Consider the following 25,206-nt stretch of genomic DNA (forward strand, 5'->3'; position numbering starts at 1 on the left):
TTTATACCGTATGCGCATAAGTGCAAAAAAAATCCTGCTAAAACGACAGAATGCATCTGCTGGTTTTAAAAGGATTTGTGTGGTTGGTGTTCATGGATTTCTGTCTACACTATATCAGATGGTTCAAAATACAACAATAGTGCGCTACGGGGTTCTTCCTAACCGGTCCAGCCAACGCAATAAAGGCAGTCGTTCAATCCAGACCGTAATTGAGCTGCGTTCCGCGGTCCACTGTAAACTTACCAATATAACTGCGGCAACGCAAAGCAACCAAGCGGGCGCATAGAAGGCGTACGCGGTTCCGAGAGCAAATCCGAAAGCGTTCGCCCCCGTATCCCCCAGCATCAGGCGTCCTTGAACATCCTCACGGTACAGCAACACGGCGCTGATCAGCGTCGGAATCCAGATCTCTGCGGCTTGAGGCGTGTATATATTTCCGAATATAAATAACACCAGCCACAGCCCGAAGCTGCACTTTAGTGCCCGACCCGGACGCAAGTCCAACAGATTAATTACATTGGTACAGAGCACAATGACGAACCAACATAGAACGCTATATACCCAGGTGTGTTGCATCCCCAGTGTTAATATCAACGCCACAATGGATGTACCCGCGGCTTTCATCATCCCGGTTGTCCAGACGCCCTGCTTCACAAGCTTTCGCCAGTGTCCGTGAAAACCTTTGGTCGTCCGGTCCCCCACGGTATCGTCGAGCCACCCTAACACCGTAATCACGCACAGTGACAAGGTGAATAACGACAGGGTTCTGATGCCTACAATCCAGTAAATGAGGATAAGCACACCAAATAACATGCCGGCTCCAGTAGGAATAAGCTCCCCATTGTAGTTTAGTCTTGTGACCCCATGTGTTTTAAGAAAAAAAACAAGTTTCGGCAACAACCATATGCCGGTACCGGCGCACACAGCCGCTTCCGCCAACAGGGTTAGGAGGAGCTTTGGGTTTTGAACATCCATTTGAGTAACAAAGTCCTTCCTACAGACACAAATTGCCTGCCGCGATGCACAAAACCGCTCCAGTCACGCCCTGTTTCACGGTGTTTAAACGGAACGTCCACCTCGCATATGCGGTATCCTGCCCGGGCGGCGTCAATCGTCAGTCCTACTTCGATGCCGAACCGGTTTGCAAGACGGGATCCGTTGCCGATGACCTCGCGGCGCAGGGCTCTTTGTCCGGATAAGGGCGCCGCTGCCTGAAAGCCGCATAACGTCCGGATGCCGAAGGCGGCCAGACCTTTAACCAGGCCGAATCCGCCACGGAGCGACGGTGACGGCAGCTTCGCTACGGCCATGTCGGCTTCCCCGGACAACACCGGGGCTAACAGCAACGGCAAATGCGCCGCGCTTTCTTCCAGATCGGCATCCAGAAATACAATAATATCCCCGGAAGCATGCGCGACACCCATTTGCAAAGCGGAGCCTTTGCCCAGGTTGACCGTGCTGACCAATACGTGATTGGCCCAAGGCAGCGCTTGACGGAACGTTTCATCCTCACTGCCGTCGTCCACCACGATCAGCTCATGCCAAACCCGGGCTGCGCCGGGCTCGTGAAGCCGATGAAGCGCCCGGAGTGTGGCGGAAATACGTTCGGATTCATTCCACGCCGGAATGATGACGGATACGATAGGTGACATGCCAAATCTCCTTTTGGTCTGTTGAATGGGTGTGTCCCGTTGCCGGTGCTGAAACCGGCGCATGTTGTTCCGATTCCCTGTGATGAGACGGCGCCTGAGCGTAAAGCGGACTCCAGCAAGCTGCTACCGCGATTAACATGCCCGCAGCCAACCCCGCGGATGCCAATGTCCTAAGCCAAGCTTTAGCCACTTCAGAACGGCGTTTATGGGAACGAGCGGTATACAAGAGCGCGAAGCCTTTGGCATCGATTAGTTTGGAACCTATCTTCATACGGACCAGTAACGTGCTGGCCATGCCTTTGCGTCCTTTTTCCAGAAAATCGATCATCGAGGTATGGCTTCCCACGGCTATGATCCGCTCCGCACCCAGCTCGTACGCGGTCAATAACGCCACATCCTCGCTGGTTCCGTGCGCGGGAATAATCTGCACCGGCAGTCCCAGCTCATGTACACGCTTAAGCCCCGGAGCCCTCCCGTCCGGATAGGCATGCACCACTAGTTCGCAACCGCAGCACAAAGCCCCGTCCGATACACTGTCCATGTCTCCCACAATCAGGTCCGGCATGTAACCTGCTTCCAGCAAGGCATCCGCGCCTCCGTCCACACCAATGAGCGCAGGTTCATATTCGTTAATGAAGGCTTGTAACGCGCTCAAATCTTCCTTATATCCGCTGCCCCGAACAACAATAAGAGCATACCTTCCCGACAACGAGCGAAGCGCGGGCAAGGACATAGGTTCAAGCCATTGAACACTTTCGTTGCTTGCATGAACCAGCGTATTCGTGATAAAAGCATTTAAAGTGTCAGGCAGCTTGGCTTGTCCCTCCATATAAAGTTCATGCCAATCTCGCTCCGTAAACAAGGACACCTTTGCAGTATGTTCTCCGCAATGCAGTACACCTTCGCAAATCCGGATCTCTACACCCTGTTTACCTTGAACTGCCTGCTCCGCTTCCTGTTTGGCCAAGGTTACGAATAAATCCTGATCACCTTGATAGATCGGAATTCCCGCATGGATTAACATCCTGGGACCTTCAGCCGGATAATGACCGTTCATGGTCACCCCGCAATTCACTACGGCTTTCACACCGGCATGAATAAGTCCGGAAGCTGAAAGTTCATCTAAATTATTATGAAGTAACAGAGCGATGTCTCCTGGTTTGAGTTTCTCCAACAGACGCTTTGTGCTTAAGCCGGCCTTTGCCGTTCCCTTTATATCTGCCCGCCCCGTACGCCAATTCCTCGACTGCCCCATTGCCCGGACAACTCCCCGAAAGTAATAGAGGTTAGTATGGGCAACTTTTGTGAAAATATTCCACGCCTTCATCCCTGAAGATTTCTTGCATATTTCTATAAATGTAGCGTAATATAAGAACATATATTCGTATTTTGGTGGTGTATAAGCAATGTCCCAGAACAAAGCTCCTTTATGGCCTACAGATGAGGAACAGGGCATGATTAAGGAATTTCTGCTATTGCCGCTCGTACTCACCGTCTTCGAGAGAGATACGGAAGTCATTGGCAATAACGTAAAGACGAAAGCCCCGTATGTGGAGGCCATCGCATTAGCCATGGATCGGGTTACGCTGAATCTTGCCGGATTGAAGAAAGAATTTCGTTTACGGGGCATCAAAGTGTTTGATGGTGTGCGTACGGAGCACGGCATTCGTTGCAGCTACCTTTGCAGGGGATATGAGAACCAGTTCGATCTGATGTGGACCTATGTGAAAGCGGAGGTGGAGCTCCGGATGAAACATTATCTGGGTACGCATCTGGAGGTGTACCTGTCACACAAGACGAAGCTGAAATAAGGCTGTTATGGAATCCAGTTGCAGTTGTCGGGTTGGACCGCAGGCAACATTTGTTGAAACACCGTGTCACCCAGTTGATGCATTACCGTGCGTTCCTTATAGGTAATACGGCAACACAAGACAGGAGTAACAAGACGCGTCGCTCCCTCTTGTCCGATGATTAGCGGTTCCAACTGGTGGAGCAATTCCCTGCGCAGGGTTTCTGTGAATCCGTCCGTTACCGTTGCCACAGGCTTATAAGGTACCGTGCGGAAGTGAACGCCCACGCTTATAGCGAAGTCAGGCTCAAGACGATATCCTAGAATAATCACGTCAAGCACTCTCGCATGATGCTTCCTTAACCAGAATGGGGATCGGATTCCCGGAACATATACAGAGTCCTTGCGCTTTCCAATAACCCCCTCCCACTGATGGATTCTTGTGTGTTCCCACAAGTTGTGTCCGCTCCCTGTTTGATGGGGACTTAAAGCCATATTTTCACGCGAAACTACAACTTCGTTCAACTTCATTTTGCGCTTTATGAGCGTTTGCCCCATGAAAGAAAGTCCGTCTTGATAAAGTACATCGAATAGGATCAGGGTCAAAGGATGTGTATGCAGCGCTTGTCTGATCCGCTCCGATCTGCTGATTCGCAACCGATATAAGGCATCGTCCGCTACTGGACGGCCGTTTCGAATACAGACCGCTTCACCGTCCAGTATGACGGATTCGGCTTGAATTCCCTCCCGCCATCCGCTTAGCTCAGGTATTTTCTCTGTTACATCCTTGCCGTTTCCTGTGAAAGCAACCATGTCCCCTTTGTTTATATGCAGCTGGATTCGCCAACCGTCCCACTTGGGTTCATACAGAATGTCGGCGTCGTCCATGGGAAGCTGTCCCCTGCCCGCTTTCATCGGCCGGATAAATTTCATAGTCTCACCCTTTCTACCCTTTCTACGTATGTATAGGCTTATGGTTAAATGTGCCCTGGCTGCTAAAGAAAAGTATTGAAAGTCCTCACAAGTGTATATATACTGAGTTAGCATCATTTAACAATTAGGAGGAAAGATTCATGAAATTAGGTTCAAAGAAGCTTTACATTACATTTGTCCTTATTATTCTAGTTCTTATGACTGCCTGTCAGGCCATCGGCGGCATTGATCTGAATAAAGCTTTATTGGATAACTCAACCGTTACTTCGGGTGAAGGCAAGCAAAGTATAAGTTGGGAGCTTGAACTTGATCCTTCCGCCGAATTGGATGCCGCTCAGCAAGAACAGCTTAACAGGTTTAAGAGCGGATCTATCGTACTGGATCATTACAAAGTGCAGGACCAAGCTACCGCTTCGGTGAAAGGTGCTGTCACATTGGCAGGAAAGTCCATTCCCTTTGAACTGTACACGGATAAAGAACAGCTGTCCTTGAAAGTCGATGGCTCACGGAAATTACTGACGATGCCTCTAGGCGAGTCCGGTGAATTAGGTCTTGGCGGATTAGAGCAAGACAAGGCCTTCAGGGATGAGGTTGTTACCACTCTTATCCGTAACTTACCCAATCCGAAAAACACATCATTCCAACTAGGCCACAAAGCCGTAATACAAGGTGAAGAAGTAGAATTGACGCGCATTTCCACTGAAATTAAAGGAACAGATTTGCACGAGGTGCTGTTTGAGACTGCGGGTAACCTGTTGAATGATGAAGCCAACATTCAGCAACTCTTGGAGAAGATGTTAATTTCCGCGGAGGAAGAAGCCCTGTCGGCCGAAGAAGCAGCAGAAGAAGCCGCATCCATGATGCAAGAATTCCACTCCTTTATGACAGAATTTAAAGCGGATTTGGAGAACGATGATCAACTGGTTTACAAGATGCTTAACAATCGCAATAATCTGTTCAAGCTTCAACTAGGCATCGACTCGTCATTACGCATTCGGGAAGCCAAAGCGGAGCTGTACTATCGTATTCCCAAAATACCGGGTGAAGTGAACCTGCCCGTACGCGCGGTTCGCATGATAATGAGTTCCGAAATGTCCCAGCAGAATATGCCTGTTACGGCGGATGTGCCAAGCGATGCTCAACCGACAATGGATTTGGACAGCCTGGACAAACCGCGAACATTTATTGCTTCGCTTGATACCAAATCGGCTTTATATGATGTACTAAAAAATGATTTAAATCTTATGGATCGCAAAAGTGAATTTTACATAACCGATACGGATTTATCCCGCCCTTCCCATACTTACAATGCTTTCGGTCAACCTTATGTGAAGATGAATTCGGCTCAGATCGGAGCTCGTAACCTGGCTTCGCAAATGGATTACACCATGGTGTGGGACGCGACTCGCCATAAACTGACCATCAAGGATAACGGACGGTATATCCAATTAAAACTGGGCTCCAAGACCGCGACAGCTAACGGTAAAGCCATTGTTCTCCCTTATCCGCCGCATGTCATTAATAACCTTATTTATATTCCCGTAAAACCGGTGACTCAAGCATTGAATACCGATTTATATTTAGAAAACAATCAAGAATACGGAACCGTCATTCAATTGTCCATTACAGAATAAACAACAACACACCAAAGACTGGCGCCGAATGATGCGCCAGTTTTTTTTGGTGTAGGAATACTGTTCACTCTGAGTTAATTCAAGTTCCAGCTGTCTACCGTAGCATAAGCGGTATTGTAATCATAACCAAGCCCCATCAAGTAAGAGATCGCAGCCACTTCAGACAGCGTATGATCGTAGCCTCTGCCTTCCGCTTCATTCAATCCGTAAGCAATGGCTGGACGCAAGTCCTCAATAACGCTGTAACGGTCGGCTTGCGGGTATGGCATATACGGCATCGTTGTCGGCGCCATCGGTGCATAGGGCATGACCGTAGGCATCGGTTGCACGGGTTGCATCGGCGAGCCCATATATGGACTCATTCCGTAAGGACTATATGCTTCATAAGGAACAGGTTGAGGCATCATCACATTCGGTCCATACGGGGATACATTGCCCGCATAGGCAGGAGCTACATTGCCTTTGTACGCAGGCGATACGTTGCCTTTATACGCTGGATATACGTCGCCGCCTTTGTACGCCGGGGACACGTTCCCCTTCGTCGCCGGAGATACGTTGCCGATGTTTGCAGGCGATACGTTGCCTTTATACGCTGGCGATACATCGCCGCCTTTGTACGCCGGAGACACGTTCCCCTTCGTCGCCGGAGATACGTTGCCGATGTTTGCAGGCGATACGTTGCCTTTATACGCTGGCGATACGTCGCCGCCTTTGTACGCCGGAGACACGTTCCCCTTCGTCGCCGGAGATACGTTGCCGATGTTTGCAGGCGATACGTTGCCTTTATACGCTGGCGATACGTCGCCGCCTTTGTATGCCGGAGACACGTTCCCCTTCGTCGCCGGAGACACATTGCCGATGTTTGCAGGCGATACGTTGCCTTTATACGCTGGCGATACGTCGCCGCCTTTGTACGCCGGAGACACGTTCCCCTTCGTCGCCGGTGACACATTGCCGATGTTTGCAGGCGATACGTTGCCTTTATACGCTGGCGATACGTCGCCGCCTTTGTACGCCGGAGACACCATTCCCTTTGTCGCAGGTGACACATTACCCAAAGAGTATGGAGAAATGTTTCCTTTCGATACCGGGGAAACATTACCGATCGAAGCAGGAGCAATGTTTCCCTTAGCCCCAATCGGAGCAATATTGCCGGTAGCAGCGGGCATTGTCATTATGTTCGCCTGAACTGGCATGACACCTGTGTTGGCCAATGGCAGCACAGGATTAGCCGCAAGAGGCTTAACTGGGTTCGGCTTCATTCCAATCGGGGAAACCGGGTTCGAGGAAATAGGCATCGTCATTGCAGGCTTAACCGGATTTGGCTTCATCGGGTTTGGCTTCATGGTTACGGGCGAAATCGTAGGAGGCATGATTGGATTGGGCATCGGCATGGTGACGGGCGGCAATGAAATGGGTTGAATCGCAGCAGGCGCTTCCGTATTTTGCGAATTTACCGAGGCAACTTCAGGCTTCGGTTGTTCCACATTCGGCTTCTTCACCGGATCAACCGCTTTAACCGGTTTAGTTACCGCGGCCGGTTTTACCGGATTGGGCTTAGGGACTGGCTTAGGCGCCGGTTTTGCCGTTTCCGGTTTAATGCTTGTGGAGGGCTTAACCACCGGTTTAACTGGCTTTTTTTCCATTCAGAAATCTCTCCTTATACAATAGGCTAATATATCGTATGCATTCGCCCAGAAAAAGGAGCTTGGACTTCAAATTTATCATTTTTTTATTTTGCAGATGGAGAGTTTATGAGATAATAGAGAGGCTTGCCAAATTGGAAGTGATGATGGGAAAGGGTTGTTTGAAAGTGTTTAAATATGTTGTTGTGCATGAGCTTCACGGATTGTTATATTTTATGAGCGCCGCCTTGCTCTACTTGGTGATAACCCCTACCCGTTTATATACAGGCAATCGGCGCAAAATGCTGTTCGTAGCGATCCTAACGGTTTTAAGTTACTTTTACTTATTTTATGAACATATCGATCCCGACATTTACATCCTTCATTTAATTCCCGTTAGTCTGGGCTTTGCTGTTCTGTTTGAAGGAGCGATTCCCGGCATATGTACATGGTTCGCTTTTAACATAGGCAGCTATTTCTTCTTACATAACGAGATTGCTCCGGTGGTGGCCGCCTCTTCTTGCATGTTGCTTCTGGGATTATATGCTCACAAGCGGTTTTTGGAGGGAACTCTGACTCGTAAAATTGCTATATCCATGGTACTTCTGTTTGCCTATATGTTCGTGTTATTGTCGATGAAACCCAGCTTAATGCAACATTCACTCTTTATTATAACGTGCTTAATCGGCTCCATTTTCTCCACCTGGCTCACGCATTACTTGTACTTTAACGTGAAAAGGCAGGAGATTGTGAAAGAGAAATTAATTAACGCCGAGAAATACCAGTTGATTGGACAGCTTGCCGCCTCTATGTCACATGAAATCAGAAATCCGCTTACAATCTCAAGAGGTTTCTTGCAAATTATGCGTAAGCCTTCATTAACATCCGAGGATTTGGAAAAGTACATTCATTTCGCGATTGACGGCATTGATCAATCCAATGCGATTATTACGGATTATTTGAACTTCGCCAAACCTCATGTAGGGAAAATTGAGCCTATTGACATTAATGAAGAAATTAAAGCCGTGATGCCTTTTATTACTTCCTTAGCCCTGCTCTCCAATGTAGACATTCAAATTCTTCCATCCGATGAAAATCCGTTAATCATTATGGGAGAGTCCAAGAAAATGCGTCAATGCCTTTTGAATCTGACCAAAAACGGGATCGAAGCGATGCCGGACGGGGGTTCGCTGACCATCCAAACACTTCGGAGTCAGGTAGGCGTAGAGATTATTATTAAAGACACGGGTGTGGGCATGCGTAAAGAACAGCTGCGATCCGCAGGGTTGCCTTTCTATACAACCAAAGAAAAAGGCACCGGCTTGGGACTGATGGTAGTCAATTCCTTACTGAAGTCCATGAACGGGCGTATTTATTTTGAAAGTAAACCGAATAAAGGCACCCGCTGTCAGATCGTTTTTAAAGATAACGGTAAATCAATGAAAGTTAGCGGCACCGTGTAGAAGAAACGAAAAGGTATGCCGTCAACGGCATACCTTTTCGTCTGATTAAGCTGATTCCGCATGCACAATCAGTCGCTGTGTGCCTACGCGAATGGGATGGCAGGTGATCAATGTGAGCGTTCGTTTGGACCTATTTTGCTTTAAAACACCGGTTTCTTCCGGTTGAACGATCTCTGTTGAGGTCACTTTGTAGGTAAACGTACCTTTGTGAGTTTTCACTTGTATGTCGTCTCCGCTACTCAGCTCATTTAGTCGGTTAAACATCCGTCCGAACTTGTAGCTCCGGTGGGCGGCAATGACGGTATTTCCTCTGGAACCGGGTAAGGCGGTACCTTCGAAATAGGCTGCGCCGAGTTTCAGATTCGCTGTGGATACTCCGTTTAGCACGGGAAGCCGAGCTTTAATTTTAGGAATTTCAATAATACCGATTGCCCGGGCACTAGACAATTTTGAAGTATTTAGACGTTCCTCCCCGATTGAATTATCACCATGACTTTGGACAGTTCGTACTTCAACGGAAGATTTACCATGCGGCTTCGTGGATTGATTCACTTTTAACTCATGTACATCATCCAGAGATGTGTCTTTATAAACAGTACCTTTGGCCTCACTTTGCAATTCTGCTTCAAATGCTGTTTCAACTTCTTGAATGTCTTCCATCATTTCAATATCGTCTAATGAACTCAACAATTGTTGTTGCTGATGATCCTCGTAAGCTTGTTGAAAGGGTGGATAAACAATTAACAACAACCCGGCGAGCACAACCCCGATTCCTATATACTTCATAATATTGTCCTCCTGAAGCACCCTCATTGATATGAAAAAAGAGGGAACGCGTCCCTCTCACACTAGCGGTTTAACCGAACTCTGTATGTCATGAACAATCCTGCCGCGACAAGCAATACACCCATAATATAGAATGTCCACGGGATCTGTTCTCCGGTCTGCGGCAATTCGTTATAACCTAGAGGAATGGTTTCATCCTCAAGAACAATGGTTTCGTTAGATACTGGTGTACTTACTGCGGTGTTGCCGACTATTGGTTGCTCTTCGGCAGGCAATGCTACCGTTCCGGCAGGAACCGCTTCATTTACAACGACTACGTTTTCAGGGATGACAGTGGTTTCTGTTGGATCAGCAGTCTCCGTAACTGTAATGCCAGATGAGTGAACAATCCCGATGCCTGCAAAGTTAGGTACGGAATCCGCAGAATTTGCTGCAACAGTTTCGTTAGTTATTACTACTGGAGCTGGCGCTACTACAATCGTTGTTGTTGATTCCGTTGTACCGCCAGTGGATGTCGGTTCTGCCGGCGATGTCGTCGGCGGTGATGTCGGTTCTACCGGCGGTGTTGTCGGCGGTGGTGTCGGTTCTACCGGCGGTGTCGTCGGCGGTGGTGTCGGTTCTGCCGGCGGTGTCGTCGGCGGTGTCGGTTCTGCCGGTGGTGTCGTCGGCGGTGGTGTCGGTTCTGCCGGTGGTGTCGTCGGCGGTGTTGTAGGTGTTGTCGGTGTTGTCGGTGTTGTCGGTGTTGTCGGTGTTGTCGGTGTTTCATCTTTACAATTCATGTTTTCTGTATTCGTAGCCCAGATGATGATCTTGTCATGCGGATGACCATTCGAGCCCAAATTCTTGATTTCAGCTCCAGCATACAAATCTAACTGCCAGTAGCCGCAAGGTAATTCAACTTTCACCGTATGGTTTCCGGGACCGTAAGACCCCGTTATATTCTTAAATAAAACCTGTTGCAAGAAATACATTTCTTGTGCCGTCGGCTTCAAACCGTCTGGGAAAGAATAGCTGGAGAATGAAAGTTCTACAGCACATTTCCCTTCAGGTACCGTAAAGGAAACTTCGCCTGTTGTTTCATTAAGAGTGATCTTCAGGTTCTGAAGAGCGCTTCTCCATTCATTCGTGTTATCCGCATCAATCGGCTCACAAGCAGGTGCCGGTGGCTTACAATTCGTTTCCGTGTGATTCACTTTCCAATTTAATATCTTATCATGCGGGTGCCCGTAATCTGGGTTCAGTTGTTCAATAACACCTCCGAAATAAAGGTCCAACTGATAGTAGCCGCAAGGAAGATCGATTTCAACAACTTTTGATGAATTGGAAAGTCCGTGAACGAAAGTCTCGTTATCGAATAATACTTGAGTATCATATGGCTTGCCGCTCGCATCCGGCTTTACACCGTCTGGATATGTATAGCTGCTGAGGGAAAATTCGGTTTCACATGCCTCTTCAGGCAGGGTTACCGTAACGGAAGCTTTGGTTCCTTCATCATTTGTTGTAATTTTAATATTTTCCTTATTAGTACCCATCCAATTTGCAATGTTCTTTAGGGGCGTACAATGGTTTGGTCCGTATACATTGCTTGCCACACTTATCTCAGCACTTCCTGCTTCCGTCCCGGTATTACCAGATCCATGTCCCAGTACCGCATACGGCATGGCCACCAACATTATCATAACGATTAATAACAAGACTCCCAAATTCTTTCTCACAGTAAAACCACGGCTCCTTCAACTGTTCATATGGTGTGATAGCCAACCGGGTGCACCTTGCGGCTCGTCATGTTAATTGGTAAACGGAATACTGAGACTTTAAACACATATTTTGACAAAAAAAATAATTGATTCAGGGACTAAAGTCCGGGGGAAATAGTTAGATTGGATTATAATTATTTACAAGAAAAAATTCAAATCCGAGTCAACCTCCACACTCCCTGGACCCGATTTCAACATCGCGATAAAGCTCTCGTCCACTTCGACGCTAGCAGTTGTTTTTAGATGAACCACTTTATGTTTAACATTATTTTCAACTAAGTACATGAAACCTTTATGCTTAAATACACAGCCCATCATATTAATTGTAGTCTTTAGATAATCTGTCATTGCTCTGTTTCCATTAAATTCGATACTGTTATGTCTAATGCTGGAATTTACGATAGTTATCACATCCACAGGTGTACTAATTGAAATTAATGGTTTCTTGTGATCATGTAACACACGGATATCATCAAATAAAAGTTGCTCCTGACCTGGCACTTGAGCTCCTGGATAATAAGAACGACTGAACCTGTCGTTATCAAAATGGATTGAAAAGCCAACTCTTGCCTTACTCAATCGTATATGTCTGAACGTAACATTTCGAACACCGGCCGTATAGGTGACATCCTTTTGAACCAATGTCCAATTTATCCCGTCTATGATCTTTGAACCACTCGAATGAACTGGCTGCGTGTTCGATACATATACCTTCGAATCAGGATCCGCCTTAACACGATAAAGTCGACCATCCGAAACGACCGTATCCGATTTCTGAACCTCCATGCCAGCTTCCCAATCCTTCCAAGCTCCTGCCAAAATGCGGCAAAAAAAGCCATCCGAATCATTATTCTCTTGCGTTCGAGCTAGATCATGACAGTTTTCTACCAGGCCGTCCTCAATCCAACCCAACTCCGGATTTCCAACATCATAATCATGCGCATTAAGTGCAATCGCGTCGTCATATGTTTCAAAAACACCATGACTAATATGGAAGCGCTTTCCTCTACCCAAATGAATTCCATCCTTATCACCTTTAATGATGACATCGTGGATGATGATGTCTTCAAACGTGCAAATATGAATGCCATATTGTGCTTTCCCCAAATCCATGCAGCGGAAACGCGCAATTCGTAAATCTTGTACATAGAAAAAAGCAAGCTGACCATGCAAACCGAAAACCTCATACTTTCGTACATCCATCCCATTTACAAGGATATGAAGGTTTTCAATACTGATGTGCTGGTCATAGGTTTTGGTAAGCGCCCCTTTATTTAAAATTACATGTGAGAATGAACCCTCTTCGTCTTCCTTCTGGACACGCGTATCATTGCCAAAAATTAATGTTGTATAGCTTCCCATGTAGACTGTCCGAGCTAATTTGTAAGTCCCCGGTTTACTAACGATAATCGTTCCGCCTATATCCAAAGCTTGTTGAAGGGCGCTTGCATTAGCGATCCCCGTTGATTCAGGCAAAAATCCATAATCCGCTGCGTTTACAAAACCATTCATATCCTCGTCTTCCTCCTCGTGTCCTTCACCTCATTGTCCTCGAAATTGGAGCTGATTTCAGCGGTATCCTTGCGATCGGTTGTACACTGTCACTAGATATTACAACTATATATTCTTCTTCTATAAAAAGAGTGGGCTTACAATGCCAAGTGGTTACTTCCCCTGAGCCATGTAGTACGGTCCCATCTGCCCCTTCACCGAGCACAGCAGTAGCCAGCCAATGTTCACCCCTTTCCAAATCGCCGGTCAACGTAGGCAGAACCGTGTGAGGATGGAGCAAGTTCGTATTCGGCTCCGGCAGTACGAGCTTGCCCGAGCGCTTTCCTAACAGATTAACTACTCCACTGACTCCCCACGGATAGGCGGCCGCAGCCCTGGAGCTAAGCGGCGATGTGGAAGAGGCTTCATCTGCCTCCAACTCCTCTGACCACAGCAGCTCCATCCCGAATCTATCTCTCTCCCGCCTTATAGCAAAACCACCCTCCGCTGTTGTTAACATACGAGCCGTTCGAATATGATGCACACGCACATGCCAGGATCCAGCGGGTACAAGCCATGTTTGCACTTCAACATCCTGCCATGGCTTCCATAGCGAATAGAGTATATGGCCTTCCAAAGCTATCTTTTCACAGCGCCGCCTTACTCGGTATAACCCGTCATCGTTCTCACACAGAGCAAGCATGGAATCGTAGGCGCCTTGAATCAAGCCATAACTCCCGCGAGGCGTGCTGAATCCAAACAAAGTGGAATAAGCAAACTTGCCATACTTCGCATCATTGTGCGTCGGCTCGAAATTGGCGTATTGCCCGGCAGTTAAAGCTACCACATGATGACCTAAGTCAAAACGCTGCAAAATCATATGTGGGTGCTGCTGCACGGACACCTCCAATAGCTCCGGCAACCTTTCCTCCTCCGCCTGCCAGAACGGGTGCGATTCGTCCATCGCCAGTGGCAGGAACGCCTTAAACGCCCAGTAAGGGGAGCCGTATGCATTATAAAACTCCGACATGTTTAGATTAGGATAGGTGTAACCAACACTCAGCACGCCGTCAGCGTGAAAGATGGGCTGTGCAAACCACCACCTAAGATGCCGCAATATAAGCCCTTTCATCACACCCCAAGAAAATACTTCAACGCCAGCAAAAACACACGCCGACCAGAAAGACACTTGTGCGAATCGATATGCCAAGCTTCTACCGAAGGGGAGCGCTGATCCATCCGATGAAAACCAATGGATAAAATCTTTGGCAAAAATCGCCGCCCGCTCCCGATACACCGCAGCACGCTTCGGATCTTCCTCTTTCATAACCTGCGCATAAATCAATCCATAATAATGCATTGCAAAAGGAATATAATAATCCAGCTGCTCCGTCGCCCCATCGGAATACCAACCATTACCCAAATAAAAGTCATCGATGCGGTTTAAATCACGCTCTAACAGCTCTGCGCTATAAGTTAGACCTGCCTTCTTCAGACTTATATTGACAAGCACACGAAAGAACAACCAATTGTTATCTGGGAGCTGTCTATCATTGATTTGATACAACCATTTGGAAAGTCCCTCCAACTCATCATCTGACAACTCTTCCTGAAGACGGTCACGCAACAATAACATAGCCATAGAAAGTGCAGCCATTTCCACATTACGCTGCTCAAAATCACCAGACTCCCCCCAGTACTCAGGATGTGCGGGGTTACTGCCATTGCGGAATCCTTGCACATATAAGGACCAGAGATGCGTTTCTCCGCCTCCTGCAAGCAGTGGGGCAAGCCCCCACAGGGGTCTCGAGAAAGCTTCAAAAGCCGCAGCTCGCGGTTCATACCAAGCTTGGGTACACTCTTCTCCAAAAGTAAGTAGAGCACCACCTGTACTGAAATAGCGTTGAAGGGGCTCTATAAGCTGCCTCACAGCTTCCTGAACATCGGATCTTGTCTTTAACGGATTCTGGCTGACTTGATTCATTACAGAACAGCTCCTTTCTACCCTTCAGTTTGGCGAGCGACTCTGCATAGACAAGAATCCACACACAATCTACTTATATTTTAGTCGAGAATCTCCCCCATTTCTGTAAGTAGGTTGTGTTAAAATGTCGTTATATTGATCTCTATAATGAAAGAAGATGATCTCTTTGAATCGGAAGCTTCCATTCGACTTTACCACCCAGCCTCTATCCCTTAATATCCGTGCCTTAGACGATAAGCCGATTGACGGATTCTATCACTATCACCAAGGAATGGAATGGTTATATATTCATGAAGGCCGCGGCACAGTGATCGTCAAGGAACAACTTTACGAAATGAAGCCTGGGCAGTTGTTTATGTTCACCCCCTATCAATTGCATAAAGTGTTTGCACAAATAGACGCAGAACATCCTTACTGCCGCACAGTCATCAAATTTGAGCCTGTTGCTTTTCTTCCTTATTTGCAGCCATTTCCCCACTTACTGCGATTCTATGAGAAGCTTTGGGAGGGACATATAGAAGCCAATTGTATAACATCCGAATTTATTCAATTACTTTTACCTTCGCTCATTGAATCTCTGCAGGGTTCCATAGAGATTATGAATACACAAGAACAAATGTCATTTTTTGCCGTGCGAATGTTACCTTTATTGGATTTCCTCCGTATGCTAACCGATTCCTCCCAATCAATCCATGTCCGGAGTGTTGTCCAGGAGCGCTATTCCCAGCAGATCATGACCTGGCTGGAAGATCACCTGCAGGAAGAGTTTCAGTTAGACGCGCTAGCAGACTTCCTTCACCTTTCCAAGCACCATGTTTCTCGCATGTTCAGAGCGGAAACCGGCAGCTCCATTCAGGAATACCTTACAGCAAGACGCATACGACAAGCTTGTTTGTTACTTCACACTACCAAGTTATCTATCGAGCATGTAGGTCTTTCTGTTGGGATTGGCAGTCCCTCGTATTTCATTCAATTGTTCAAGAGTCAGTTGGGGTGTACACCACTGCAATACAGGAACAAGCGGTCTTAGCAATCGACTTTAATGGAAAGCGAAACAGGACGTTTCCTAAGAAACATCCTGTTTCGTGTGACGCTAAGGATTGTTTGTAAAAAGTCCGCACTGTCAAGTTTTATTGTTCCATCCACTTTGGAGCTTGAAAAGGATTGTCTGTCTCATAACTTTTTTATCACACAAAGATTCTAACCCTCTCAAGAAACCTTATGCTCAATCCGCAGCTTGTCCGCCACCATGGCGATGAACTCGCTATTGGTCGGCTTGGACTTGCTAATGTTGATCGTGTAGCCGAACAGGTGGGAAATGCTGTCGATGTTGCCCCGTGTCCAAGCCACTTCAATCGCGTGCCGGATTGCTCTTTCAACACGGGAGGGCGTGGTCTTGAATTTCTCGGCAATCGCCGGGTACAATGTTTTCGTGATGGCACCAAGAATTTCAATGTTGTTGTACACCATCGTGATGGCTTCGCGCAAATACTGATATCCTTTAATATGCGCAGGTACACCGATTTCATGTATGATGCTGGTGATATTCGCGTCTAAATTTTTTCCTTTGCCTAACGGAACCACATTGGATTTCATGCCTGTAATCAACGAGGCAGCCGAATTATTGGCGGCCATGGACACCGCTTGTCCCTGAACCAACTGGCGGATGCGATTCGTCAGAATCTCCATATCGAACGGCTTCAATATGTAATAAGAAGCTCCGAGCTGCACTGCCTTTTGCGTAATATTCTCTTGCCCGAAAGCGGTAAGCATAATAATCTTCGGTTGCGGAGTTAAATTTAATTCGCGTAACTTCTCAAGTACGCCCAAACCGTCTAAATGAGGCATGATAATATCTAAAATCAGAACATCCGGAGCTTTTCTAGTCTGCTTCATGTAGCGCAGTACTTCTTCACCGTTGTAAGCTACGCCTGCTACTTCCATGTCTTCCTGCTCCGCAATATATTCGGACAGAAGATTCGTAAATTCCCGATTATCGTCAGCTAGCAATACCTGAATCTTTTGCAATGTCTAGAGCCTCCCTAAGTGAAGTTCGAAAATGACTTGTCTTGCCCATCATTTTTCCGTTACTTAGGATTTCGACAAGACCATAGAAATTCCTTCTGTCGAAAATTATTTTTCTTTATTTTTTCGCAAGATTCATTTATAATTAATAATTTATTTCATGATACTACATTATCCTTCATCCTTCGGGAATGTTCGACACAAAACAACTTCTGGAGGACATGATCCAAAAAAAAATCTCAAGGCTAACTCGCCTCAAGATTAATTGTTGGTTTTACCATAACGCCTGCATCTTGAAGCATCCACTCAATGAAGCAACCGTATCCTGATGTCGGATCGTTTACGAAAACATGAGTCACCGCGCCCACGAGCTTTCCTTGCTGTATAATCGGACTTCCGCTCATCCCCTGCACAATGCCTCCGGTTTTATCGATCAGACGCTTATCCGTAATACGGATGACCATCCCCTTCGTAGCTGCATATCTTTGTTTGGCAACATGGACAATTTCAATACTGTACTTCTCTACGTCTTGTCCGTTTACAACCGTCAAAATTTCGGCAGGTCCTTCTTTCACATCTTCTGCAAAAGCGACCGGCAACGCCTTGTTCAACATGCCGTGCTCCGGAAACTCGTTCATTTTTCCAAAAATGCCAAAGTGCGTATTTTTTTCGATGTTGCCTAACACCTTGCCGTCCCGGAATAAAGTCGCTTTTTTCTCTCCGGGTTCTCCGTTAAAGCTTTTGGATATTGAAGTAACTGTGGAATGAACTACTTGCCCGTCACCCACTTCGATTGCGGTCTGCGTATCCATATCCGTAATTACATGCCCCAGAGCGCCGTAGACGCCTTGGTCCGGTGCATAAAATGTTAATGTCCCAACCCCCGCAGCCGAGTCTCTAATGTACAGACCTAACCTGTATGCTTGATCCTCGGTGTCTAATGCGGGCTGAATTTCCGTTTCGATCATTTGACCGTTACGCTTAATGGTAAGCTTCAATTTCTTGCCTTCGGCTCCGGCGCGGTCCACAACCTCCGCCACTTTGGACACATCATTAATGTAAATACCGTCAATGGCTGTAATCAGATCACCCAGCAATACATTCGCTGTTTCCCCTGGCGATGTTTTTACATCCCCCGTACTTTTAACCAGATGATGCCCGACCACCAAAATACCGGCTGATTTAATTTTTACGCCGATCGTTTGGCCGCCGGGTATCACTTTCAAATCAGGAACGACATTAACTTCGACCGTCTTGAGAGGAATTTTACCGAATAATTTCAATTGCATGTGAGCATGTCCCGCTTTGTGCGTCTGTAAATTTAACGGCCGGTTCAAATTTACACGTGAGAATGAACCCTTGACGCCGTTAACAGCGAGAATTTCGGGATGATCTACGGTTACCATTGCGTTCACCGGCATGGAGAGCCTCAGGCTCTTGTGTTCACCGGTAAACAGCCGAAGCTTCTCCGGGAAGCTCGCGAAGCTCTGGAAAGGAGGGGATGTGGAAATCAGGCAAACGAGGAAGACGAGCAGCAGGCCTAACAACTGTTTGCGCTTGATAGAAATCAACTTGAGGTCACGCTCCCTTATCTTCTCTTCGCTTGACGAGAACAGAGGTCGCCAATTGCGTACCTATAAGTTAACCCCCCACCAACCCTTTTATTACTGTTAAAGACTTTCTTAAGTTCCTTATAAACCGCTCGTTTTCTTTAAATTTGCCATGGAAATCATCTCATCCGCATGATGGAGCGTTGTATCCGTGACTTCAACCCCGCCCAGCATCCGCGCTAATTCTTCAACACGTCCTGTATGGTCCAAATGCTCAACTTGTGTGGAGGTTCGACCTCCATCCACTTCTTTGCGAATTTCATAATGCTGATCAGCCATACATGCGACCTGCGGTAAATGGGTGATCGAGAATACTTGGCAGCTAGCGGATAAAGCGGACATTTTCTCCGCGATCGCTTGAGCGGCGCGCCCGCTGACACCCGTATCCACTTCATCAAACACAAGCACAGGGATGCGGTCCACCTTGGCAAAAATGGATTTCATCGCAAGCATAATCCTGGACATTTCGCCGCCTGAGGCGATTTTGCTGAGTGATTTCAAGGGTTCGCCCGGATTCGGAGAAATCATGAATTCAGCGGTATCCAAGCCCTCGCGCGTAAACCGGAGCCGTTGACCTCCGACCTCCCAACCTTTGGGATCCGGTATGCGTTGAAGCTGCACCCTTAAGACGGTTTTTCCCATCTGAAGGTCCTTAAGTTCCGCTTCAATTTTCGCGGCAAGTTCATCCGCGGCTTGTTTCCGCAGCGTGGAAAGGGCTTCGGCTAATGCGATAACTTCTTTCAACTGACGCTCCGCAACGGCTTCAAGCTGTTGGATTCGCTCATCTTTATTTTCAACGAGTTCGATCTCTTCCGATATTTTCGTGTGATAAGCTAAAATTTCTTCCACATTATCACCGTATTTGCGTCGGAAAGACGCTAATAAATCCAATCGTTGTTCGATTTCATCTATGCGGGCAGGATTAAATTCCACTTCATCCGAGTAATCCCTCAGTTGATAAGAAGCATCTTCCAATTGGAAATAAGCCGATTGAATCTGCTCCAACAATGGCTGTAAAGCCTTTGGATCATAGGAGGTAATCTCTTCAAGCTTACTTATCGCTTTACGAACGGAATCCAAACCGCGGTTGGCTCCATTGAGAAGATCGTAGCTGTCTGTTACCGATTGCGCCATTTTCTCGGCATTTGCTAGTTTTCGCTTTTCTTCCGCTAACCATTCATCTTCCCCGGCTTTTAGCTCCGCAGCGGCGATCTCCTCCATTTGAAATCGATAAAGATCCATCATTTGCAGCGCTTGTTTACTTGTTTCCTGTAGATGATGCAACTCTTTAAGCGTACCGGAATATTGGATATACGCGGTTTGATACTTATGCTTGGCTGCAGCAATGCTCTCTTCACCGTACAAATCCAGCCACTGCAGATGCTGCTCGGCTTTAAGCAGCGACTGATGCTCATGTTGGCCGTGGATATTGACGAGCTCTTCACCAATCAGTCGAAGCATCGTCAGGTTCACAAGTTGTCCGTTCACCCGGCTCGTACTTTTGCCCTGCGAGGTAACTTCCCTGCGAATAATCAGATGCTCGCTTGCATCCGCTTCAATGCCTTGAGCCTGCAACGTTTCCCAAACCGGGTGCTCCCCGCTGAGTTCAAACATGGCTTCAATCTCCGCCTTATCGCAACCATAGCGCACTAAATCAGAGGATCCTCTGCCGCCTACAATTAAACTCAAAGCATCGATAATAATGGATTTACCCGCGCCGGTTTCCCCTGTCAGCACATGAAATCCACGATGAAATGTAACTCTTACGCTTTCTATAACCGCTAAATTTTTAATAGATATTTCAATTAACATGCCGCACGCTCCTCTTCACCCATGACCGAGAAATGGTTTACGATATCATGTCCAGAATTTGTTTAACCGCGCCTTGACACTGCTCCCTCGTTTTGCAAATAATAAGGATCGTATCATCGCCGCAGATGGTGCCCATAATGCCGGGCCATTCAAGATTATCAATCTGCGCCCCGATCGCGTTGGCCGTACCGGGTAAGCTTTTCATGACAATCATATTTTCAGTATCATCAATGGACAAAAAATTGTCGGTCAGCGCCCTCTTTAATTTCTGTACCGGATTGTACTTCTGCTCGGCGGGAACCGAATACTTATATCTCCCGTCAGCCATCGGCACTTTAATTAAATGCATTTCTTTAATATCGCGCGAAATCGTCGCCTGTGTCACATTCAAGCCTGCCTTGCTCAGCTCAGAGGCCAGTTCATCCTGTGTATCTATATCGCCGTTCATGATGATTTCTCTGATTTTCATATGTCTTTGCGCCTTCATGCCATTCCTCCTTATTTAATCCGTATCCATCTCAAACTTGATTTTGCGGAGCGTGCCTGCATCGGGATCAATGTACAGTACGCCATCCACATCTTCATACAGCAGCTGATAAATCAGCAAACCGTCTCTCAAACCGGAACCCGTCAGTTCCACGGGCGAGCGGTTTTTAGCCACTTTAACAGCGAACACTTCTCCCTCTTTACGGGCAAAATAATCTATAAACAACCGGCTTTCCAGCGTTTGGACGTCCAAATGAACACGAAGCGGTATCCGCTTTTTGCCATGAATAATCTCATAACCCGTATCCTGTAAAATCGACACAGCTTCCCCTTCCGGTTCAAAGCTCTCTACATCCATAGGAACGCCCGGCTTAGGCGGGGTTTCCAGCCATTGATTCACACGTGTGAAAAGCCAATACAAGACAAGAAGCGCCAACAGCACCAAGACGAACATTTCGCCGTCGATCCGCATAAGATCACCTCGACTACGTATTCGTGAATGTTGCCCGAAATCCTTTTAAATGCTGGAAGAAGCCCATCCTTCAATATAGGATGAGCTTCGCTCCGTGATCTCAAACGTGTTCCGGCGGTCCTGATGATTTCACTTTAAATGTTCCGTTCGCTTTCTCGACCGTATCACCAATTAACGGTTCAAACGGGGATTGAAATGCGCCGCCTTCACTACCATCACCCAAACGGAAGTGGGCCAGAAATTCAATATTCCCCTCCCCGCCGGTAATCGGGGAAAAGGTGAGTCCGTGCAGCTTGAATCCAATCTCCTCCGCAAAAGTTAAGACGGTTCGCAGCACTTCTTCATGCACCTTGGCTTCCCGGACGACGCCGTGCTTGCCCACTTTCTCGCGACCAGCTTCGAATTGCGGTTTGATTAAAGCGGCTACATGGGATGATGAAGAGGGAGACAATAGTTGTTTGAGCGCGGGTAAAATTAATTTAAGGGAAATAAACGATACATCGATCGAAGCCATATTGGGCTGTGGACCCTCTAACGCTTCGGGCTGCAGATATCGGAAGTTTGTCTTCTCCATCACATGAACACGCTCATGACTGCGTAAAGACCAATCCAGTTGATTGGACCCCACATCAATGGCATACACATAGGCGGCGCCGTGCTGTAACGCGCAATCCGTAAATCCACCCGTGGATGAACCAATATCGAGCATCACGGCGTCTTGCATCGGAAGGCCGAACGCTTGAATGGCTTTCTCTAATTTCAGACCGCCGCGGCTCACGTAGGGATGCAAGGCGCCCTTTACACGGATTGGTAGATCCCTCGATACTTTCATGCCCGCTTTCTCCATACGCTCGTCCGATACGAAAACAAGGCCGGCCATAATGGCGGCCTTCGCTTTCTCCCGGCTTTCATAATATCCCTGCTCTACTAGCAATACGTCCAACCGTTCTTTTCCTGCTGACATTCCGTTACTCCTAATAGTTACTAATTGCTGAAATAATGTATGAATATGGACAGTGCTTTACGCGCGCTGTCTTTTCTTAGGTAATAAATTTTTAACTTCAGTGACAATACGTTCCGCTGCGAGTCCGACTTCCGCCCGCTGCTCATTCAGGCTGCCGTGCTCCACGAAGTAATCCGGCACACCGATATTCTTTACTCTCATGTCGTAAATATTCCTGTCCGCATAGAACTCCAGCACACTGCTTCCGAAACCGCCCTTAACCGATGCTTCCTCAATCGTCACCAGGTTTAAACCTTCCTTGGCTAATTGCAACAGCATGGTTTCATCCAATGGCTTGATAAAGCGGGCATTGATTACCCTGACATGAATTCCTTCACGCTTCAGGGTTTCCGCTGCTTCCTCAGCCAGTTGAACCATCGGCCCGATGGCCAATATGGCCGCCGTCGGAGAAGGAGCATCCGCTACAACTTCCCATGTGCCGATCGGCAACGCCGTCATGGTTTCATCGATTGTAACACCGCGTGTATTCACCCGAGGGTACCGTATGGCGATAGGTCCGCCATCGTAATGGACGGCTGTATACATCATATTGCGAAGTTCATTCTCATCCTTCGGCATCATGATTGTAATGTTCGGGATATGCCTTAAGAAGGCGATATCATATACGCCGTGATGCGTTTCACCATCCCCACCGACAAATCCGGCACGGTCAATGGCAAAGATAACGTTTAAATTCATACGGCAAATATCATGTAGAGTTTGGTCATAGGCGCGTTGCAAGAACGTAGAATACACCGCAAACACCGGCTTAAGCCCTTCTCCCGCAACGGCTGCGCACATGGTGGCCGCATGCTCTTCCGCAATTCCGACATCGATCATCCGGTTTGGAAAGGCTTTGGCGAATTTCAATAATCCTGAGCCGCCGGGCATAGCGGGGGTCACAGCTATAATTCGCGTATCTTTCTCGGCAAGCTCGATCAATGCATTGCCGAAAATTTCGGTGTACATCGGATTCCCCACAGCTTTCGCCATCTGACCCGATTCAATCTTGTAGGATGAGGCTCCGTGCCATGTGTGAGAATCCTCTTCCGCGGGAAGATAGCCTTTCCCCTTACGAGTAATCACATGAACCAACACAGGCCCCTTAACCTTATCAGCCTGCTTAAACGTCTCCAACAACAAGGGTAAGTTATGACCGTCAACGGGACCGATATAGTTAAAGCCCAACTCCTCGAACAAAACACCGGAGACGACCATATATTTAAGACTGTCCTTGACTTTCTCCGCTGTCTTAGCCAGTGTGCCGCCAATTGAAGGGATTTTCTTCAACAGGCTTTCCAGTTCGCCCTTAGCCTTCTTGTAATTCTTATCGGAACGAATGCGGCTCAAATAATTGTGAATCGCCCCGACGTTTGGAGCAATCGACATTTCATTATCATTCAGCACGACCATCAGGTCTTTCTTCTCATGCCCAATATGGTTCATCGCTTCCAAAGCCATGCCGCCGGTCATTGCGCCGTCGCCAATAATGGCAATTACTTTATTAGACTCTCCTTTAAAATCCCGCGCCAAAGCCATCCCCATCGCGGCGGATAAGGAAGTACTGCTGTGGCCGGCTTCCCAAACATCGTGAACACTTTCATTCCTTTTTATAAACCCTGACATGCCTTTATATTTTTTCAAAGTATCGAAACGGTCTTTACGTCCCGTTAAAATTTTATGTACATACGATTGATGTCCCACGTCAAAGAGGAACTTATCAACCGGACTGTTATACAGATAATGCAACGCTATCGTTAATTCCACAATACCCAGATTCGAGGACAGGTGGCCGCCGGTTACCGAAAGCTTTTCAATGAGAAACGTACGGATTTCCTGTGCTAACAGCTCCAGTTCTTCCACTGAATAATGCTTGATATCGCCGGGCTCATTAATTCGATCGAGCAGCACGCTTGTTTCCCCGCTTTCCGTTTTTCGATGACTTGTTTTTCTTAGCGTTAAAAATTCGAATACCTAAATGGTGCTCTATAAGATAAAAGAATTTGCCAATCGTGAGTACAATCTCAGTTGAGTAGTGAATAGCGAAGGATTTCCCCATCGCTTTCCCGCCAACCGTCAAAGCAGACACGATGCCGGCAAAAACTACGCTGACAACGGTAGTTAAAACAGAGTTTTCCGCATTCATGGATACGAGAAGCTTCAGCACTACCAAGGCGCCTGCCGCTCCGCTGATAACTCCGCAAATATCACCGATCACATCGTTACAGAAATTACTGAACCGGTCCGCGTTGCGCACAATGCCAATCGCTTGGCGCGCGCCGTGAACCTTCTCGGATGCCATGGCATGAAAAGGGGTTTCATTCGCAGCAGCAGCGGATAATCCCATCACATCGAAAAATATGCCTACAAGAATCAGCATAAAGACAACGCACATCCCGATCCCCCAGCTGACACCGCCCAACAAAGTGGTCGAGGTTACGGAGAAAATACAGGCCAGAATAAAGGATACGCCCGCGATAAAAATGCTCCATTTAACGGAATCTCGAACAGAAAATTTCATGATACAGGCATGACTCCAGTCAAATATAATTCATTAAAATACAAAATCGAGTGGTGGCTTCCTGAGTAAACGCTGTGGCTTAGGTCCAGTAGGTTTTCCCAACAGAGACACCCCTTCGTCGCCGAACAGGCGGTTTCCCTTTATGCTCCGCTTGACGCAGTCA

21 protein-coding genes are annotated in these 25,206 nt (G+C 47.3%); 4 read left to right on the forward strand and 17 right to left on the reverse strand.

Annotated elements, in window-relative coordinates:
* Positions 1–144: 144 nt before the first annotated feature.
* From SY83_RS19055 to steA, 3 genes are all read right to left on the reverse strand, one after another.
* The gene (locus SY83_RS19055; protein ID WP_197479896.1) at positions 145–813 is read right to left on the reverse strand and encodes an MraY family glycosyltransferase; all 669 of its coding nucleotides are present in this window, start codon (positions 811–813) and stop codon (positions 145–147) included.
* Positions 814–944: 131 nt separating this feature from the next.
* The gene (locus SY83_RS19060) at positions 945–1,652 is read right to left on the reverse strand and encodes a glycosyltransferase family 2 protein (protein ID WP_068609406.1); all 708 of its coding nucleotides are present in this window, start codon (positions 1,650–1,652) and stop codon (positions 945–947) included.
* Positions 1,612–2,826: a putative cytokinetic ring protein SteA gene (steA, locus tag SY83_RS19065; protein ID WP_197479897.1), complete on the reverse strand. Its 1,215-nt coding sequence runs from the start codon at positions 2,824–2,826 to the stop codon at positions 1,612–1,614. Before steA ends, SY83_RS19060 begins: the two co-directional genes overlap by 41 nt.
* A gap of 232 nt (positions 2,827–3,058) precedes the next feature.
* On the opposite strand from steA, the gene SY83_RS19070 reads away from it, so the two are divergent.
* A complete protein-coding gene (locus SY83_RS19070) occupies positions 3,059–3,463 on the forward strand; it encodes a YhjD family protein (RefSeq protein ID WP_068609408.1) in 405 nt (134 codons plus the stop codon).
* A gap of 5 nt (positions 3,464–3,468) precedes the next feature.
* On the opposite strand, the gene SY83_RS19075 is transcribed toward SY83_RS19070, so the two are convergent.
* Positions 3,469–4,374, reverse strand: a complete 906-nt coding sequence (locus tag SY83_RS19075; RefSeq protein WP_068609414.1) for an ATP-dependent DNA ligase — start codon at positions 4,372–4,374, stop codon at positions 3,469–3,471.
* Between the two features lie 140 nt (positions 4,375–4,514).
* On the opposite strand from SY83_RS19075, the gene SY83_RS19080 reads away from it, so the two are divergent.
* On the forward strand, positions 4,515–6,008 hold the full coding sequence (locus SY83_RS19080) for a copper amine oxidase N-terminal domain-containing protein (RefSeq protein WP_068609415.1): 1,494 nt from the start codon (positions 4,515–4,517) through the stop codon (positions 6,006–6,008).
* A gap of 74 nt (positions 6,009–6,082) precedes the next feature.
* Here the strand turns inward: SY83_RS19080 and SY83_RS23150 are convergent, their stop codons facing one another.
* The gene (locus tag SY83_RS23150; RefSeq protein WP_068609417.1) at positions 6,083–7,654 is read right to left on the reverse strand and encodes a putative sodium/potassium/calcium exchanger; all 1,572 of its coding nucleotides are present in this window, start codon (positions 7,652–7,654) and stop codon (positions 6,083–6,085) included.
* A gap of 167 nt (positions 7,655–7,821) precedes the next feature.
* On the opposite strand from SY83_RS23150, the gene SY83_RS19090 reads away from it, so the two are divergent.
* Positions 7,822–9,096, forward strand: a complete 1,275-nt coding sequence (locus tag SY83_RS19090; RefSeq protein ID WP_231891469.1) for an ATP-binding protein — start codon at positions 7,822–7,824, stop codon at positions 9,094–9,096.
* A gap of 45 nt (positions 9,097–9,141) precedes the next feature.
* Here SY83_RS19090 and SY83_RS19095 read toward each other — a convergent pair whose 3' ends face one another.
* The 4 genes from SY83_RS19095 to SY83_RS19110 all read right to left on the reverse strand — a co-directional run bounded on the left by SY83_RS19095 (position 9,142) and on the right by SY83_RS19110 (position 15,114).
* Entirely contained in the window at positions 9,142–9,882 is a 741-nt protein-coding gene (locus SY83_RS19095; protein WP_068609422.1) for a class D sortase, read from the reverse strand.
* Positions 9,883–9,944: 62 nt separating this feature from the next.
* Positions 9,945–11,597 carry an LPXTG cell wall anchor domain-containing protein gene (locus tag SY83_RS19100; RefSeq protein WP_068609430.1) on the reverse strand — a complete coding sequence of 551 codons (1,653 nt, stop codon included), beginning with the start codon at positions 11,595–11,597 and terminating at the stop codon, positions 9,945–9,947.
* 180 nt (positions 11,598–11,777) lie between these two features.
* Complete coding sequence (locus SY83_RS19105; RefSeq protein WP_068609431.1) at positions 11,778–13,151, reverse strand: glycoside hydrolase family protein; 1,374 nt, start codon at positions 13,149–13,151, stop codon at positions 11,778–11,780.
* A gap of 25 nt (positions 13,152–13,176) precedes the next feature.
* Positions 13,177–15,114: a DUF2264 domain-containing protein gene (locus SY83_RS19110; protein WP_068609432.1), complete on the reverse strand. Its 1,938-nt coding sequence runs from the start codon at positions 15,112–15,114 to the stop codon at positions 13,177–13,179.
* Positions 15,115–15,280: 166 nt separating this feature from the next.
* Here SY83_RS19110 and SY83_RS19115 point away from each other — a divergent pair, with 166 nt between their 5' ends.
* Positions 15,281–16,144, forward strand: coding sequence for an AraC family transcriptional regulator (locus SY83_RS19115; RefSeq protein WP_068609437.1), 864 nt, complete (start codon positions 15,281–15,283; stop codon positions 16,142–16,144).
* Positions 16,145–16,323: 179 nt separating this feature from the next.
* Here the strand turns inward: SY83_RS19115 and spo0A are convergent, their stop codons facing one another.
* The 8 genes from spo0A to SY83_RS19155 all read right to left on the reverse strand — a co-directional run bounded on the left by spo0A (position 16,324) and on the right by SY83_RS19155 (position 25,043).
* Complete coding sequence (gene spo0A / locus SY83_RS19120) at positions 16,324–17,142, reverse strand: sporulation transcription factor Spo0A (protein ID WP_068609439.1); 819 nt, start codon at positions 17,140–17,142, stop codon at positions 16,324–16,326.
* Between the two features lie 242 nt (positions 17,143–17,384).
* Entirely contained in the window at positions 17,385–18,710 is a 1,326-nt protein-coding gene (spoIVB, locus tag SY83_RS19125) for a SpoIVB peptidase (protein WP_068609441.1), read from the reverse strand.
* Positions 18,711–18,830: 120 nt separating this feature from the next.
* Complete coding sequence (gene recN / locus SY83_RS19130; protein WP_068609442.1) at positions 18,831–20,561, reverse strand: DNA repair protein RecN; 1,731 nt, start codon at positions 20,559–20,561, stop codon at positions 18,831–18,833.
* 37 nt (positions 20,562–20,598) lie between these two features.
* Positions 20,599–21,048, reverse strand: coding sequence for a transcriptional regulator AhrC/ArgR (gene ahrC, locus SY83_RS19135; protein ID WP_068609444.1), 450 nt, complete (start codon positions 21,046–21,048; stop codon positions 20,599–20,601).
* A gap of 15 nt (positions 21,049–21,063) precedes the next feature.
* On the reverse strand, positions 21,064–21,519 hold the full coding sequence (locus SY83_RS19140; protein ID WP_068609446.1) for a hypothetical protein: 456 nt from the start codon (positions 21,517–21,519) through the stop codon (positions 21,064–21,066).
* Positions 21,520–21,619: 100 nt separating this feature from the next.
* On the reverse strand, positions 21,620–22,483 hold the full coding sequence (locus tag SY83_RS19145) for a TlyA family RNA methyltransferase (protein WP_068609448.1): 864 nt from the start codon (positions 22,481–22,483) through the stop codon (positions 21,620–21,622).
* 57 nt (positions 22,484–22,540) lie between these two features.
* Entirely contained in the window at positions 22,541–24,433 is a 1,893-nt protein-coding gene (gene dxs / locus SY83_RS19150; protein ID WP_068609450.1) for a 1-deoxy-D-xylulose-5-phosphate synthase, read from the reverse strand.
* The gene (locus tag SY83_RS19155; RefSeq protein ID WP_068609452.1) at positions 24,414–25,043 is read right to left on the reverse strand and encodes a hypothetical protein; all 630 of its coding nucleotides are present in this window, start codon (positions 25,041–25,043) and stop codon (positions 24,414–24,416) included. The genes dxs and SY83_RS19155 overlap by 20 nt, the downstream gene beginning before the upstream one ends.
* Between the last annotated feature and the right edge of the window lie 163 nt (positions 25,044–25,206).

Source organism: Paenibacillus swuensis (assembly GCF_001644605.1).
Lineage (GTDB): Bacteria > Bacillota > Bacilli > Paenibacillales > DY6 > Paenibacillus_N > Paenibacillus_N swuensis.